This is a genomic window from Nocardia sp. NPDC003999, assembly GCF_053604885.1.
Genome location: NZ_JBSGIB010000007.1, coordinates 270,537 through 283,919 on the forward strand (window position 1 = coordinate 270,537; position 13,383 = coordinate 283,919).

11 protein-coding genes are annotated in these 13,383 nt (G+C 68.2%); 5 read left to right on the forward strand and 6 right to left on the reverse strand.

Going from position 1 to position 13,383, the window contains the following annotated elements:
- The first annotated feature begins 6 nt into the window (after positions 1–6).
- Positions 7–468, forward strand: a complete 462-nt coding sequence (locus ACWESM_RS17330; RefSeq protein ID WP_397278376.1) for a hydrogenase maturation protease — start codon at positions 7–9, stop codon at positions 466–468.
- A gap of 36 nt (positions 469–504) precedes the next feature.
- Here ACWESM_RS17330 and ACWESM_RS17335 read toward each other — a convergent pair whose 3' ends face one another.
- From ACWESM_RS17335 to ACWESM_RS17350, 4 genes are all read right to left on the reverse strand, one after another.
- Positions 505–792: an SHOCT domain-containing protein gene (locus ACWESM_RS17335; protein ID WP_364425301.1), complete on the reverse strand. Its 288-nt coding sequence runs from the start codon at positions 790–792 to the stop codon at positions 505–507.
- Positions 789–1,391, reverse strand: a complete 603-nt coding sequence (locus ACWESM_RS17340; RefSeq protein ID WP_364425299.1) for an Rv1733c family protein — start codon at positions 1,389–1,391, stop codon at positions 789–791. Before ACWESM_RS17340 ends, ACWESM_RS17335 begins: the two co-directional genes overlap by 4 nt.
- 259 nt (positions 1,392–1,650) lie before the next feature.
- Positions 1,651–2,064 carry a DUF302 domain-containing protein gene (locus ACWESM_RS17345; protein ID WP_364425297.1) on the reverse strand — a complete coding sequence of 138 codons (414 nt, stop codon included), beginning with the start codon at positions 2,062–2,064 and terminating at the stop codon, positions 1,651–1,653.
- Between the two features lie 36 nt (positions 2,065–2,100).
- Complete coding sequence (locus ACWESM_RS17350) at positions 2,101–2,370, reverse strand: metal-sensitive transcriptional regulator (RefSeq protein ID WP_364425295.1); 270 nt, start codon at positions 2,368–2,370, stop codon at positions 2,101–2,103.
- Positions 2,371–2,520: 150 nt separating this feature from the next.
- Here ACWESM_RS17350 and ACWESM_RS17355 point away from each other — a divergent pair, with 150 nt between their 5' ends.
- A complete protein-coding gene (locus tag ACWESM_RS17355; protein ID WP_364425293.1) occupies positions 2,521–3,132 on the forward strand; it encodes a mycothiol-dependent nitroreductase Rv2466c family protein in 612 nt (203 codons plus the stop codon).
- Positions 3,133–3,402: 270 nt separating this feature from the next.
- On the opposite strand, the gene ACWESM_RS17360 is transcribed toward ACWESM_RS17355, so the two are convergent.
- Positions 3,403–4,386: a 1-phosphofructokinase family hexose kinase gene (locus ACWESM_RS17360; RefSeq protein ID WP_397278381.1), complete on the reverse strand. Its 984-nt coding sequence runs from the start codon at positions 4,384–4,386 to the stop codon at positions 3,403–3,405.
- Between the two features lie 150 nt (positions 4,387–4,536).
- Positions 4,537–6,819 carry a heavy metal translocating P-type ATPase gene (locus ACWESM_RS17365; RefSeq protein ID WP_364425290.1) on the reverse strand — a complete coding sequence of 761 codons (2,283 nt, stop codon included), beginning with the start codon at positions 6,817–6,819 and terminating at the stop codon, positions 4,537–4,539.
- Positions 6,820–7,203: 384 nt separating this feature from the next.
- On the opposite strand from ACWESM_RS17365, the gene ACWESM_RS17370 reads away from it, so the two are divergent.
- The 3 genes from ACWESM_RS17370 to ACWESM_RS17380 all read left to right on the forward strand — a co-directional run bounded on the left by ACWESM_RS17370 (position 7,204) and on the right by ACWESM_RS17380 (position 13,336).
- Entirely contained in the window at positions 7,204–8,724 is a 1,521-nt protein-coding gene (locus tag ACWESM_RS17370; protein ID WP_364425288.1) for a bifunctional aminoglycoside phosphotransferase/ATP-binding protein, read from the forward strand.
- 260 nt (positions 8,725–8,984) lie between these two features.
- Positions 8,985–10,427: a wax ester/triacylglycerol synthase domain-containing protein gene (locus tag ACWESM_RS17375; protein ID WP_452492555.1), complete on the forward strand. Its 1,443-nt coding sequence runs from the start codon at positions 8,985–8,987 to the stop codon at positions 10,425–10,427.
- 188 nt (positions 10,428–10,615) lie between these two features.
- Complete coding sequence (locus tag ACWESM_RS17380) at positions 10,616–13,336, forward strand: cation-translocating P-type ATPase (RefSeq protein ID WP_364425284.1); 2,721 nt, start codon at positions 10,616–10,618, stop codon at positions 13,334–13,336.
- Positions 13,337–13,383: the final 47 nt, after the last annotated feature.

Consider the following 13,383-nt stretch of genomic DNA (forward strand, 5'->3'; position numbering starts at 1 on the left):
TGGGCGGTGGTCGTCGGCGTGGGCAACGAATACCGCGGAGACGACGGGATCGGTCCGGTCGTCGCCTCCCGGATCGAAAATCTCCACATGCCGGGCGTTCTCGTGGCGATTTCCGATGGCGAACCAACGAGTCTGCTGGATATCTGGACCGGCTTCGATCTAGCTGTCGTAATCGACGCCGTGCGGTGCGTTTCCCCGGTCCCCGGCCGGGTTCGCCTGACGGACATCGACCTGCTCCGGCGTGCGGGAACCGCCTCTTCCCACTCCCTCGGCATCACGGATGCGCTGCCATTGGGACGCGTGCTCGGCCGTCTTCCCGCCAGGCTCGTCGTCGTCGCGGTGGAGGTGGCGTGTCTCGAGCCGGGCGTCGGCCTATCCGAGCCGGTGGCGTCCGCCGTACCGCGCGCGGCGGAGGCCGTGGTGGGGGAATTGCGACGGTCCGAGCGCACGAGTCGGCCCCGGACATGAATCCGTCCGGCGGCAGTACCTCTCGTCACCTCTCGTCTACTGCTGAGCGCGCCGATCGAGATCCGCCGGTGCGCCGGTGACGGGATGCAGCACCGCGAGGCGACGCAGGTATTCGGATTCGTCCAGTTCGCCGCTGGCGAACCGTTCCGCGAGCAGCGCCTCCGGTGACAGACGCGTCGGGCCACCGGGCCGGATGTCTTTGACGCGCTCCGGTCTGCACACCGCGACAAGCGCGATCGCCACCGCGATCCACAGGGGGACGGCCAGCAAGATCATGGGAACGAACATCCACCACTGCGCACCGTCCCCGTTCCAGTACATCATTGCGAACCCTCTTTCGTCGCACGACTCATCTGCCGCCACTCGCGGTCCCACCGCGCGCTCCGGCGCCGCTGTAGCAGCAGCGTCGCCCCGTTCATAAGGCACCATCCACACAGCCAGACGCCGATCAGGACGAACACACCCACGCCGATCCCGGTCACGACGGCGACGTCCGGGTGACGAGGTTGCGCAGCCGGCGCACCGTGGTCATCCAGCCAGAGATCGATGCGATCGCCGCGTTGTGCCGTCTCCCGCACCGGTATGACGGCGGTGCCGCTACGGCCGTCTTGGTTCCATCGCACCCGTGCCTGGTAGCGGTGCGAAGCGATGCTGCTGGGCCCCTCGGTGATCACGGGCTGCACAAGAAACCTTGTCGCGTTTTCGGTGCGGATCTCTGCGGAAGTGTCGGTGTACGCGTGAGTGCCGAAGGCGCCCGCGACAGGAACGGCGATCAGTGCCACGATCGTCGCGATGATTCGGACAGCGGATTCGATGCGGTCGCCGGGGCGCATCAGCCGATTCGAACTGCACGGTTGCAACGACCACAGGCGCGCCAGCCGGGTCCACCACCCCTGCCACGCGATGGTCACGCTATCGGTCATCGCCGTTCACCTCTTCTGACAGCTCGTGCCGTCAGCATCGATGATCGCGATAGCGCCCGTTCAGGGGCAGAGACGAAGGTCATTCACCGGACGGACCATCGGACTCGGGCCGACGGTCCGCTTCGAAGGCCGCCACCGCGGTCGGCAGTGTCGGGTACAGATATTGCGCACCGATTTTCGACGCCAGCCCGGAAGCATCACGGACGCCGCACCGACGCCAGGTGTACTGACACGCGAACGGCGCGCCCCGCGGACTGCGTTAGGGCACGCGGCTGGTGGTGTTCAGAGAGTCGATGGCCGCCTGTAGTTTCGCGGCGGCTCGAGTGGCCACCGTTTGCAGGGCCGGTTCGTTCGTGACCTGAACCATCAGTTGCGGATTCATCGCTTCGACGATGACTTCATCGTCGGAGTCGGGGTTGCGACGCACGACGACGTTGCAGGGCAGCAGGAGCCCGATCTGCCGGTCGATGCCGACCGCTTCGTGCGCCAGAGGCGGATTGCAGGCCCCGAGGATGAGGTAGTCCTCCATGTTCACGTCGAGTTTTGTCTCCAGTGTGGCTCGCACGTCGATCTCGGTGAGAACGCCGAATCCCTGCTCGCTCAGAGCGGCGCGGGTCCGATCGACGGCATCGCCAAAATTCGTGTGCAATGTGGTGGACAGTCCCAGGTCCATGGTGCGGTCCTTTCTCCCGTGAGTGGACGATCTGAGTCAGGCCAGAGCGAGGAACAGTTTTTCCAGCTCTTCGACGGTCATCGGCTGCTGGCCGTCGGTGGAGTGCCCGCTGAGGCATTCGCGCAGTCCGGTCGCGACGATCTTGAATCCGGCGCGGTCGAGCGCACGGGAGACCGCGGCGAGCTGGGTGACCACGTCTTTGCAGTCGCGACCCTGCTCGATCATGGCGATGACGCCTGCGAGCTGACCGTGCGCGCGCCGCAGCCTGTTGAGTGTTTCGGTGATAGCGGTTTCGTCGCCGACCATGGATGCGCCTTTCTCCTCGGCATATGGCCGTCCAGCATACCCCGGTGGGTATAGACGTACCATCACAGCCGGGTCGACTTCATATACCCCCATAGGTATAGTTGCAGTATACCGGCGGGGGTATTTTCCCGCCAGCGACAGGAGGATTTCATGGCCGATATCGATCTGTATGTGGATCCTGTGTGCCCATTCGCCTGGGTAGCCGCGCAGTGGCTGCTGGACAGTGCTGCCGACGAGCACGTGGTGACCTTGCGGCAGATGAGCCTGGCCGTGCTCAACGGCGGCCAGGACTCCGATGCCGATCACGCTCCGATGCTCGACCGATCACGCCGGGTGGGCCGCGTGTTCGCCGCCGCGGTCCGGCAGCACGGCCAGACCGCGTTCACCCCGCTGTACCTGGCCTTCGGGCGGCGATCACATGAACACGGGCAGGACGCCGAGGAGGCGATAGCGGCAGCCATCGCCGAGACCGCTTTCGGTCACGAACTGATCGAAGCCCTCGATGACATCGGCTGCGACGCCGCGGTCGCCCACGCCCATCACGCCAGTCAAACAGCGCTCGGCGGGCGCGGTGGCAGCCCGATCATCAGCGTCGACGGTCACGTCTTCAACGGTCCCGTCTTGACCGAGCCGCCGCGGTCGGAACGCGGGGCCGAACTGCTGGACGCGATCGTCACCGCGGCCACAGCTCCCGGCTTCGCCGCACTGCAGCGCCCCTACCAGGGCCCGCCCAGTTTCACCGCTGCCGAGGGACAGCGCTGATGTGCTCACCCGTCAGGTGTCGCGTGTGTGGGAAGACCACCTGGGCCGGCTGCGGTGCGCATATAGACGCCGTCCGCCTCGCTACCCGGCCGGATCAGTGGTGTCCCGGACACGATGACGATGGTCAGACCTCCCTATCAGCGTGCGGCCTGCGCGGACATAGGCGAAGGAGGACATCGACTCAAGTGCGAGGCCGAATGTCCTACATGCGTTCTGTCTCCGGATGACTGTGGACGAACCCGTCCCCGGACTCCCTCGCTCCGGCGAGCACTACGGCAGCCGCGGGGCGGTCGGTGCGAGAGCATCGATGCCGCCGGTGGAATTACCGGTACGCCGAAGCTCGTCGTGCACCTGCCTGATGTGCTCGGCTCGCCCCGGGCATGTCCCCGTGGTGGCGAGCGCCGCGGTCGCGGCCGCGATACCCAGACGCACCGCGTCGGCTAGCTCGTACCCGCGGGCCAGGCCCACTGTGACGCCGCCGACCATCGCGTCTCCGGCGCCGATCCCGCTACGAACCCGCGCGGGCACGGCCGCGAACCACTCCTGTGCGTCCTGCGTCACCAGGAGCGCTCCGTCGGCCCCGAGGGACAGCAGCACGATCTCTGTCATTCCAGCGGCGATCAGGCGGCGGGCCTGTGCCAGCTGTTCGGCGCGGTCGATCAGCGGATGCCCGGCGTAGTCGCCGAGTTCCCGCACGCTCGGCTTGATCAGATGGACGCCCCGGTGCACCTTGCGCAAAGCGATACCGGACGTATCCAGCAACACACGCACATCGAGGTCGCCGACGAGATCGGTGAGGATTTGATAGAAGTCCGGAGACACACCCGGCGGAAGCGTTCCGCTCGCCACGAGGTACTCCGCGCCGCTCGCCGCACGTTCGACCTCGGCCAGGCAGCGATGTTGTTCCGGATCGGTGAGCCGAGGGCCGGGAAAGACCAACCGATATTGCTCGCCGCTCGAGGTCTCGGTGACCGACATGCTTTCCCTGGTGGATTCGGCCACGGGCACCGGCCGTGGCGGCACCCCGGTATCGCGTACCAACTGCTCGAGCAGCCGGCCGGGCGGGCCGCCCGCAGGGAACACCGCCGTCACCTCGACTCCCAATTCGGCCACTGTGCGCGCGACGTTGATGCCACCGCCACCTGGGTCGTAGCGTGGTGTCGCACAGCGCATTTTGTCCGTCGGTACGACTCTCGCGACCCGGGTCGCGACATCGATCGCGGGATTCATCGTCAGTGTCACGATTCGGCCCACCGAAAGCCTCCTCGATCGTCCTTTCGCGACAGCCCACTGTGTGCCCGATCCTGTCCGCGGGAACATACCGCTGTCGGTACCGATTACTCTGCCCGTTCGCAATCGGGCCGGAGCAGAGTCGGCCGCCCCTCGGGCGCTGGACTTAGGTCCTCAGGCCGAACTCGGCACGGGCTTGTCGGCTGCGGGAGCCAGCGTGAACAAAGCTTCGTCCTCCTGTGCGAAATGCAAGGTGAGGATGGCATCCAATCCGTAGAGCGAGGCGCGCAGGTCATCGAGCTGATCCGCTCTGATTCCGTGCGGCGCGTCATCGAGATGACGGCCGATACGGCGAATCAGACGTTCGATTTCGGTGTGCTCACGACTCATGGTCACCATCGCCTCCGGATCGCGGAGGTAGCCGGTCAACGCTGGGTACAGTTCCGACTCCTCGGCGTGCTCGTGCGGCAGTATGTCCTGCACCAACAGTTCGAACGCGCGGCGGACCGCGGCGTCGGCATCCGGTCCGGGACCGGTCGACAAAGCGTCGGCCGCCTGCCGGACGGACGCGCGCGCGGCATGCAGCCTTTCGTGCTCCCGGGTGAAGCGTGCCACCAGCGGCTCGATCGCCTCGGTCGGGCGTCTCCGGGGTATTCGCAGGGCGCGTAACGCGTTCAAGATCACCACAACATCGATGCCCTCCTGCAGGAGCGCGCCTGCCGCGGGCACCAGCAGTCCGAAAGCGGCGGCGATCATCGCCGCCAGCGACATCGCCATCCCAGCGGCCGCACTCTGTACCGCAAGGCGATGTGATCGCTGGGCGATCTCCACCGCATCGGCAAGCCGGTCGATGCGGTCGTCCACGATCACCGCGTCGGCGGCTTGCACCGCCGCCGTGGACCCGCGCGAGCCCAGAGCCACACCCACGTCGGCGGCCGCCAGCGCGGGTGCGTCGTTCACCCCGTCGCCGACCATCACCGTCACACCGTTGTGTCGTTCCGCTCGGATCGCTGCGATCTTGTCGGCCGGGTCGGCGTCCGCGACGACTTCGGTGAGCCCGAGCAGACGTGCCACCTCGGCCGCGTTGTCGACCCGGTCGCCGGTGAGCATGAGCAGTCTTCGCAAACCCGCCGATCGCAATCTGCGCATCGTGCGTCCAGCATCTACGCGGATACGGTCACGTAGCAGCAGTGCGCCCACAGGTTCCTGCTCGACACACACCCACACGACGGCGGCCAGATCCAACCGGGCCCGCCGCAGCGCCGCCAACGCCCACGGCGCCGGCTCCGTTCGGGCGGGAAGCCGCCCGACCCGCACCGCGCGACCGTCTACGATCCCGGTCGCACCCTGTCCCGGTTCTTCTGAAACATGCTGTGCGAGGGCAGGCTTCAAGCCGCGGTGCGCCGCTGCGGCGACCACTGCACGCGCGAGCACATGCGGCGAGAATTGCTCCACCGCCGCCGCCTGGCGCAGCACCTGCTCGGCGTCGGCGTCGGGCGCGGTGACGATATCGAGCACCTCCGGCCGTCCCACCGTCACAGTGCCGGTCTTGTCCATCGCCAGGCACCGTGCCCGGCCGAGCGCCTCGAGCGCGGCGCCGTCTTTCACCACCACACCCGCCCGCGCCGTTCGCGACATTCCGGCCGTGATCGCGACCGGCACCGCCAGCAGCAACGGACAGGGCGTCGCTGTGACGACCACCGCCACCGCTCGCACCGAATCTCCCGTAGCGAGCCAGGCCGCGCCCGCGATGGTGAGCGCCAGCGGAAGGAACCACACCGCGACCCGATCGGCGAGTCGCGCTGTCGGAGCGGCAGCGGCGGCCGCCTGCCGCGCCAACGTCACGATCCCGGCATAGGTGCTCGCCTCCACCGTCGCCGCGGCTCGGATGTCGACAGCCGCGCCCGCGTTGACCACACCGCTGCGGACCTCGGTGCTCGCGCGCCGCACCACCGGGACCGACTCGCCGGTCAGCGCTGATTCGTCGAAAACGCCCGCCGTGGCGAGGATGCCGTCGACCGGCACCGTCTCACCCGGCAGCACGACCACGAGGTCCCCGGGTGAGATCGCTGTCGCGGCCACGGTCTCCACGCCGTCGCCACGACGGCGATGTGCCTGTGCCGGGGCCCGCCGCAACAGCGCCGACAGATCGCGTCCGGCGCGGCGACCCGCGTACGCCTCCAGCACCCGCCCGGTCGCCACCATGAGCGCGATCAGCGCACCGGCGAAGTATTCCTCGACGATCAATGCGCCGGCCAGCGCTATCAATGCCAGCAGGTCCGCGCCGTAGCGTCCTCTTCGCAGATCCTGCAGCACCCACACTGTCGCCGGAACGAGCGCCGCCACCGTAGCCGCCGACCACATCAGATCAGCGGCCTGCGCACTGAACAAAGCCACCGCCGATCCGCCGACGACCAGCACGGCTATCACACAGGTCAGGGCGAGCAGACGGATCATCCGGGTATGCCCCGACCGCGACTCGCCGTCTGTCGCTCCAGCGACTTCCTGTGGGTGGTTCGACAGATCTCGCACGAACTACCTCCGATCACGCCGCGCTTGCGCCGACTCCGCACCCACCACGGGCCGGAGAAGACGCCGTGATTTTCGGAGGTCGCCGCCAGCGCAGCAGCCATGTGGTGTCCAGCCTGCGCAACGACCGCGAGATACGACAGATCCGCGGGTCGGTGAACAGATGGGAAATGGTCCCGAGCCGATTGGACGAACGACCTTCGCGCCATCGACGCCCACGGCACGGCCCGGGCGGTAGGCCATTGGACCCTAGGCACACGAGGTTGTCACGGACGACCCTGAAGCTCGACTCGTCTAGCAGAGGGAGCCGTCATGCTCGATGTCTCGGCCCTACGCGTCGCCCTGCGAACCACCCACGAACCGTTCGCGCAACTTCGCGAGACGCACACCGGGCTCGTGGTGCTGTGCGGCGACCGTGCCTACAAGGCGAAGAAACCGATCGTCACCGACTTCCTCGACTTCGGCACGCCGGAGAACCGCGAGCGAGCTTGCGCCCGCGAACTCGAGTTGAATCAACGTCTCGCGCCCGACGTCTATCTGGGTCTGGCGCATTTGACCGACCCGGAGGGTGGCGCCGCGGAGCCGGTCATCGTGATGCGCCGGATGCCGGACGCGTTACGCCTGTCCACCATGCTCGCGGACCCGACCCGCCAGACGGCCGGGCTGCGCGCGCTGGCGGAGACTCTCGCGCGTTTCCACGCAGGGGCACGGCGCGGCGCCGATATCGACCGGGCCGGCACACCGGAGCAGCTGCGACGGCGCTGGGACGCCCTGTTCCAGCCGCTACGCGAACGTCCACCGGGGACGATCGATCCCGGCGCGCTCGATCGCGCCGTGCACCTGGCGACGCGCTTCATCGACGGCCGCACCGCCTTGCTGACGCAGCGCATCGCCGACAACCGCATCGTCGACGGTCACGGGGATCTCCTCGCCGAGGACATCTTCGTCCTGCCCGACGGCTTCCGAATCCTCGACTGCTTGGATTTCGATGACCGACTGCGCTGCGTCGACGGTCTCGACGACGCCGCATTCCTGGCGATGGATCTCGAATTCCTGGGTCACCCAGCGAAAGCCGACGCGTTCTTACACGACTACCTGCGCGCCGCGCGCGATTCGCCGCCGCCGTCGCTTCGGCATCACTACATCGCCTATCGGGCGACGGTCCGCGCGAAAACCGACGGAATCCGGGCCGATCAGGGCGATCCGGAAGCGGCGGGGCGCGTCCGGCGACATCTCGCCCTCGCTGTCGAGCATCTCGAACAGGGCACCGTACGTCTCGCGCTGGTCGGCGGCCTGCCCGGCACCGGGAAATCCACGGTGACTGCCCGTTTGGCGGCCGAGACCGACGCCGTCACGATCTCCAGCGACAGTGTCCGCGCCGCTTTGCGCGCCACAGGATCCATCGCCGGCGCCGCGGGAGTCTTCGGCGCGGGCGCCTATCGGCCCGCCGCGAAGGAATTGGTGTATTCGCGGATGCTCGCCCAGGCCAGGGACCTGTTGGAGCACGGCGTCTCGGTGATTCTCGATGCCAGCTGGACCGACGCGAACCAGCGCGCCCGAGCCGCCACCGTGGCCGAGGAGACGCGCAGCGATCTGGTGTCGCTGCGGTGCGCCTGCCCACGAACACTCGCGGCCGAGCGGATCGGTGCCAGGCCCCAGAGCGACTCGGAGGCCACACCCGCGATCGCGGACGCCTTGGCCGCCGCGGCAGCGCCGTGGCCCGAGGCCATCGAACTCGACACCGCACAACCGATCGAGAGATCGATCATGACGGCGCTGAAGGTCTGGAACGACGTGACGGACCCAGTGCCGACCTCCATCGGGCGCGGGTGAGCCACCCCACCGCACCGGAGGTCGTACGCCGCGGATCGAGAAACCCGCCGTGGCGACTCAACTGCCTCGGCCGAAGGACGAAGGGCCTCCGGATAAGGGTCTTCGTCATCGGTCGCCGTCGAGGGAAACTCGGCAGACTGAGTGAACCCACTGGCCCGCCGACACCGCGTAGGACATCGGCCGTACCGGTCTCGCGGCGGGGCCAGATCCGGAGTGGGTAACCGCTCCACCTGATACGCAGTGGACGAAGGCAGCAGCTGATGGACTCCCGCGAAACCCACATGTCGCAGTCGGATCTGTTCTCCTGGAACATGGAACGCGATCCGGTCCTGCGCTCCACGATCGTGTCGGCCCTGATCCTCGATTCCGAACCGGACTGGGACCGCCTGCTGCAAACGATGGATCGCGGCACCCGCGTGGTGCCCAGGTTGCGGCATCGGCTGATCGCCGCACCACTCGGCCTCGCCCCGCCACGGTGGGTGCTCGACCCGGATTTCGATCTTTCGTGGCATGTGCGTCGATCCGCGTTACCGGAACCGGCGAGTCTGGCCGAGGTACTCGAATTCGCGCGTACGGAGGCCATGACCGGTTTCGATCCGGCCCGCCCGCTGTGGCGCTCGACGTTGCTCAGCGGTTCGGCCGGCGCGGGCTGCGCCCTGGTGCTGACGGTGCACCACAGTCTCACCGATGGCATCGGCGGCATCCAGATCGCCACGGCGCTGCTCGACTTCGACCGCGTGGGCACCGACCGCGGGCATCCATCCGAACCGCGGGGCGACCCGGAGAGCGCGCTGCGCGACATAGTCTCGTGGAACGTCGCGGTCGGCTCGGATCTCGTTGTGAGCGGGGTCCGTTCGACGCCGCCGACGATCCGGCGAGCACTCGCCGATCCAGCGCGGGCGGTGCGCGAAGGCACCGCGCTGGCCGGCTCGCTCGTCCGGTTGGCCCGGCCCATCACCACGACGCTCTCGCCCGTGATGACAAGGCGAAGTCTTGGTCGCCGGGTAGCGGTCCTCGACGTGCCGCTCGAACGATTGCGCGGTGCGGCACGGGCAGCGGGCTGCACGTTGAACGATGCTTTCCTCACCGCCGTGGCGATCGGTTTGCGCACGTACCACCGCCACCACGGGGCGAAGCTCGACCAGCTACGGGTGACGATGCCGATCAGCCTGCGCACCCCCGACGACCCGCTCGGTGGCAACCGCATCACCCTCGCCCGTTTCGCGCTACCGGTCGATCTCGACGAAACCGGGGAACTCATGCGCGCCGTCGACGCCGCGGTCGCGGCTTGGCGGCGAGAACCGGCGATTCCGCTGTCGGGCGCCGTCGCGGCCGTGCTGAACCGATTGCCCGCCCGGCTGCTCACCGGACTGCTCAAACACGTCGATTTCGTCGCCTCCAACGTCCCCGGCTCCCCCGTGCCCCTCTACATCGCCGGGGCGCGGATCGACCGGATGTATTCCTTCGGCCCCACCATCGGTACAGCCGTCAACGTCACGCTGACCTCGCATGCCGGGATCTGCTATGTCGGGATCAACGCCGATACGGCCGCGGTCCCGGATACCGACACGTTGACCGAGTGTCTCGCCACCGGCTTCGCCACGGTGCTCGAGCTCGGCACCGAGCGCGCGGCGGTACCCGGCCCCGAATCGCGAGAAGACGTGGACTCGCAGCCGTCGTATCCAGCCTTCCGACACCGGTAGGGCCCCACAGAGCGGGACTTCAGCCCCGCTGCCACGACTACCGCAGCGCACGCTCATGGCGAGAGGAATTCAGAGGAGGCTTCGATGAAACGCCACCTCCGAGCCGCATCCGCCTCGCGCCAGGTCGGCGGTGAGATCCGGCGGCTCACCGCCGTCCTGGACCGCCTCCGCGACGTGGCGGCACCGTTGTGACCGGCCTGGTCGAAGCCGAACCCGGTCTGCGGGTCGATCCGACCGAGCGGATCGACCTGTTGCTGCGCGATCTGCGTGGCAGCCGCCGCGGGCTCACCACACGCGAGGCCGAGCGACGCCTCATCCATTACGGACCGAACATGCTGCGGAGGCGGGGCCGCCGGACCTGGCCACGGGACCTGGCTCGTCAATTCACCCACCCGCTCGCGCTGTTGCTGTGGGCAGCGGCGGTTCTGGCCGGGGCGGTCGGCATCGTTCCGGTCGCGATCGCGATCGTGGTCGTCATCATGATCAACGCCGCGTTCGCGTTCGCGCAGGAAAGGCATGCCGAGCAGGCGGTGGAGGCACTGGCGGCGTATCTACCGATGCGAGCACGAGTGGTGCGGGACGGGCAGGTCGCCGAGGTCGAGGCGACCGGCGTCGTGCCAGGCGACGTACTGGTCATCGCCGAGGGCGACCGAATCTGCGCGGACGCGCGGCTGCTCGACGGCGGCATCGAGGTGGATCTGTCCGAACTGACCGGCGAGTCGATGCCCGTCTACCGCAGCGCCGACACCGTCGACGCCGGAGTGCCGCTGGCGCAGGCCCGCGAACTGGTCTTCAGCGGCACATCCTGCACCGAGGGCGAGGCACGCGCGATCGTCTTCGCCACCGGCATGCACACCGAACTCGGCCGCATCGCGGCCCTGTCCGAACGCGTCGAGCGCGACGAGAGCCCGCTCGAACATCAAGTGCGCCGCGTGGCCTGGTTGATCGCGCTGATCTCCGTGCTGCTCGCGGCGGCGTTCATTCCGCTCGCGATGCTCGGCGCCGGACTGTCCCCGATCAATTCCGTGGTCTTCGCCGTGGGGCTCCTCGTGGGCAACGTCCCCGAGGGTCTGCTGCCGGTGATCACTCTCGCGTTGGCGATCGGCGTGCGCGATCTCGCCCGCCGCGGCGCGGTCGTCAAACGCCTCAGCGCCGTGGAGACCCTCGGCTCCACCGATGTGATCTGCACCGACAAGACCGGCACCCTCACCGAGAACCGCATGCGAGTAGTCGCCATCGACACCGTCACTGGAGCGCACGACCCTGACGCACGGTCCGGAAAGCGGGATCTCACCCTGACCCGCATCGCGAAAGCGATGGTCGCCTGCAACAACGCTCGTCTCGCCGATACCGGCCCCGCCGTCGGCGACCCTACCGAGGTGGCGCTGTTGGCCGCGGCCTCGGAGTTGGGTGAGCAGGTGCGCACCGACGAGCGAGAGCGTTTGCGGCAAAGCCTGTTTCACTTCGACCCGGTGCGGAAACGCATGTCGACCGTCGACGCGGACGACACCGGTCGGCTGCGGGTGCACGCGAAGGGAGCCCCGGAGTCGCTGCTGCCGCTGTGCACCGCCGAGCTCGGCAGCGACGGCGGCATCCGTCCGTTGAATGCGCCGCGCCGCGACCAGCTCGCCGAACTCGTCGATTCCCGCGCGCAGCAAGGTCTGCGGATGCTGGCCGTGGCCGAGCGTGATGTCGCCGGTCCCACGGCACCGCGGGATCGGGAACTCGCCGAGAGAGATCTGGTCCTGCTCGGTGTGGTCGCCATGGAGGACCCACCTCGGCGCGAGGTCGCCGAGGCCGTGCGACTGTGCCACGACGCCGGCATCCGCATCGTCGTCATCACGGGTGATCACGGGCTGACCGCGGCGGCGGTCGCCGATCAGATCGGCATCACGCGGGGAACGCCGACCGTGATCACCGGCGCGGAACTGGAGCGGATGAGCGAAGCGGATCTCGACGAGCTGCTGGCGGGCCCCGCCGAACTGGTCTTCGCCCGCTCCTCGCCCGAGGCAAAACTGCGCATCGCGGACGCGCTGCGTGCGGCGGGCCATGTCGTCGCCATGACCGGAGACGGCGTCAACGACGCGCCCGCGCTACGGCGCGCGGATATCGGGGTGGCGATGGGTCGTTCCGGTACCGACGTGGCTCGCGAGGCGGCCACCATGGTGCTCACCGACGACAACTTCGCCACCATCACCGCGGCCATCCAGGCCGGTAGACGGGTCTACGACAACATTCGCAAGTTCATCTGCTACATCTTCGCCCACACCACGCCCGAGGTGACACCGCTGCTGGTGTTCGCGCTCTCCGGCGGCGCGGTACCGCTGCCTCTGACCGTGATGCAGCTGCTGGCTTTCGACGTCGGCACCGAGACACTCCCCGCGCTGGCGCTCGGACGAGAAGCGGCCGAGCCGGGCCTGATGCGCAGGCCACCACGCGAACGTGGTGAGTCGGTGATCCGCACACCGATGCTGCTGCGCGCGTGGCTGTTCCTCGGGGTGATCGCGGCGATACTCGCCATGACCGGCTTCTTCTTCGTGCTGCTGCACGGCGGTTGGCACCCGGGCGACCCCACCGGCCCCGGTACACCGCTGCACCACACCTACCAGCAGGCGACCACGATGACGTTTTTCGGCATGGTCGCCGGCCAGATCGGCACCGCGTTCGCCGCACGCACCGATCGTGCCTCACTGCACTCCATCGGCGTACTGTCCAACCGCTTGCTGCTATGGGGAATCGTCTTCGAACTCGCCCTCGCCGCGGTGATCATCTACGTCCCGGTGATGCAACGTTTGCTCGGGACCGCCGCATTGACCCCTGCGATGCTCGCGTTCACCTTGCCGTACCCGTTCATCGTCTGGGGCGCCGACGAGATCCGCCGCTGGTTACTGCGCCGCCGCCGGCAATGACCATGGTCCCCTCGGCCCAGGGCACGAGTCCTCTCACCCAGCTCGGC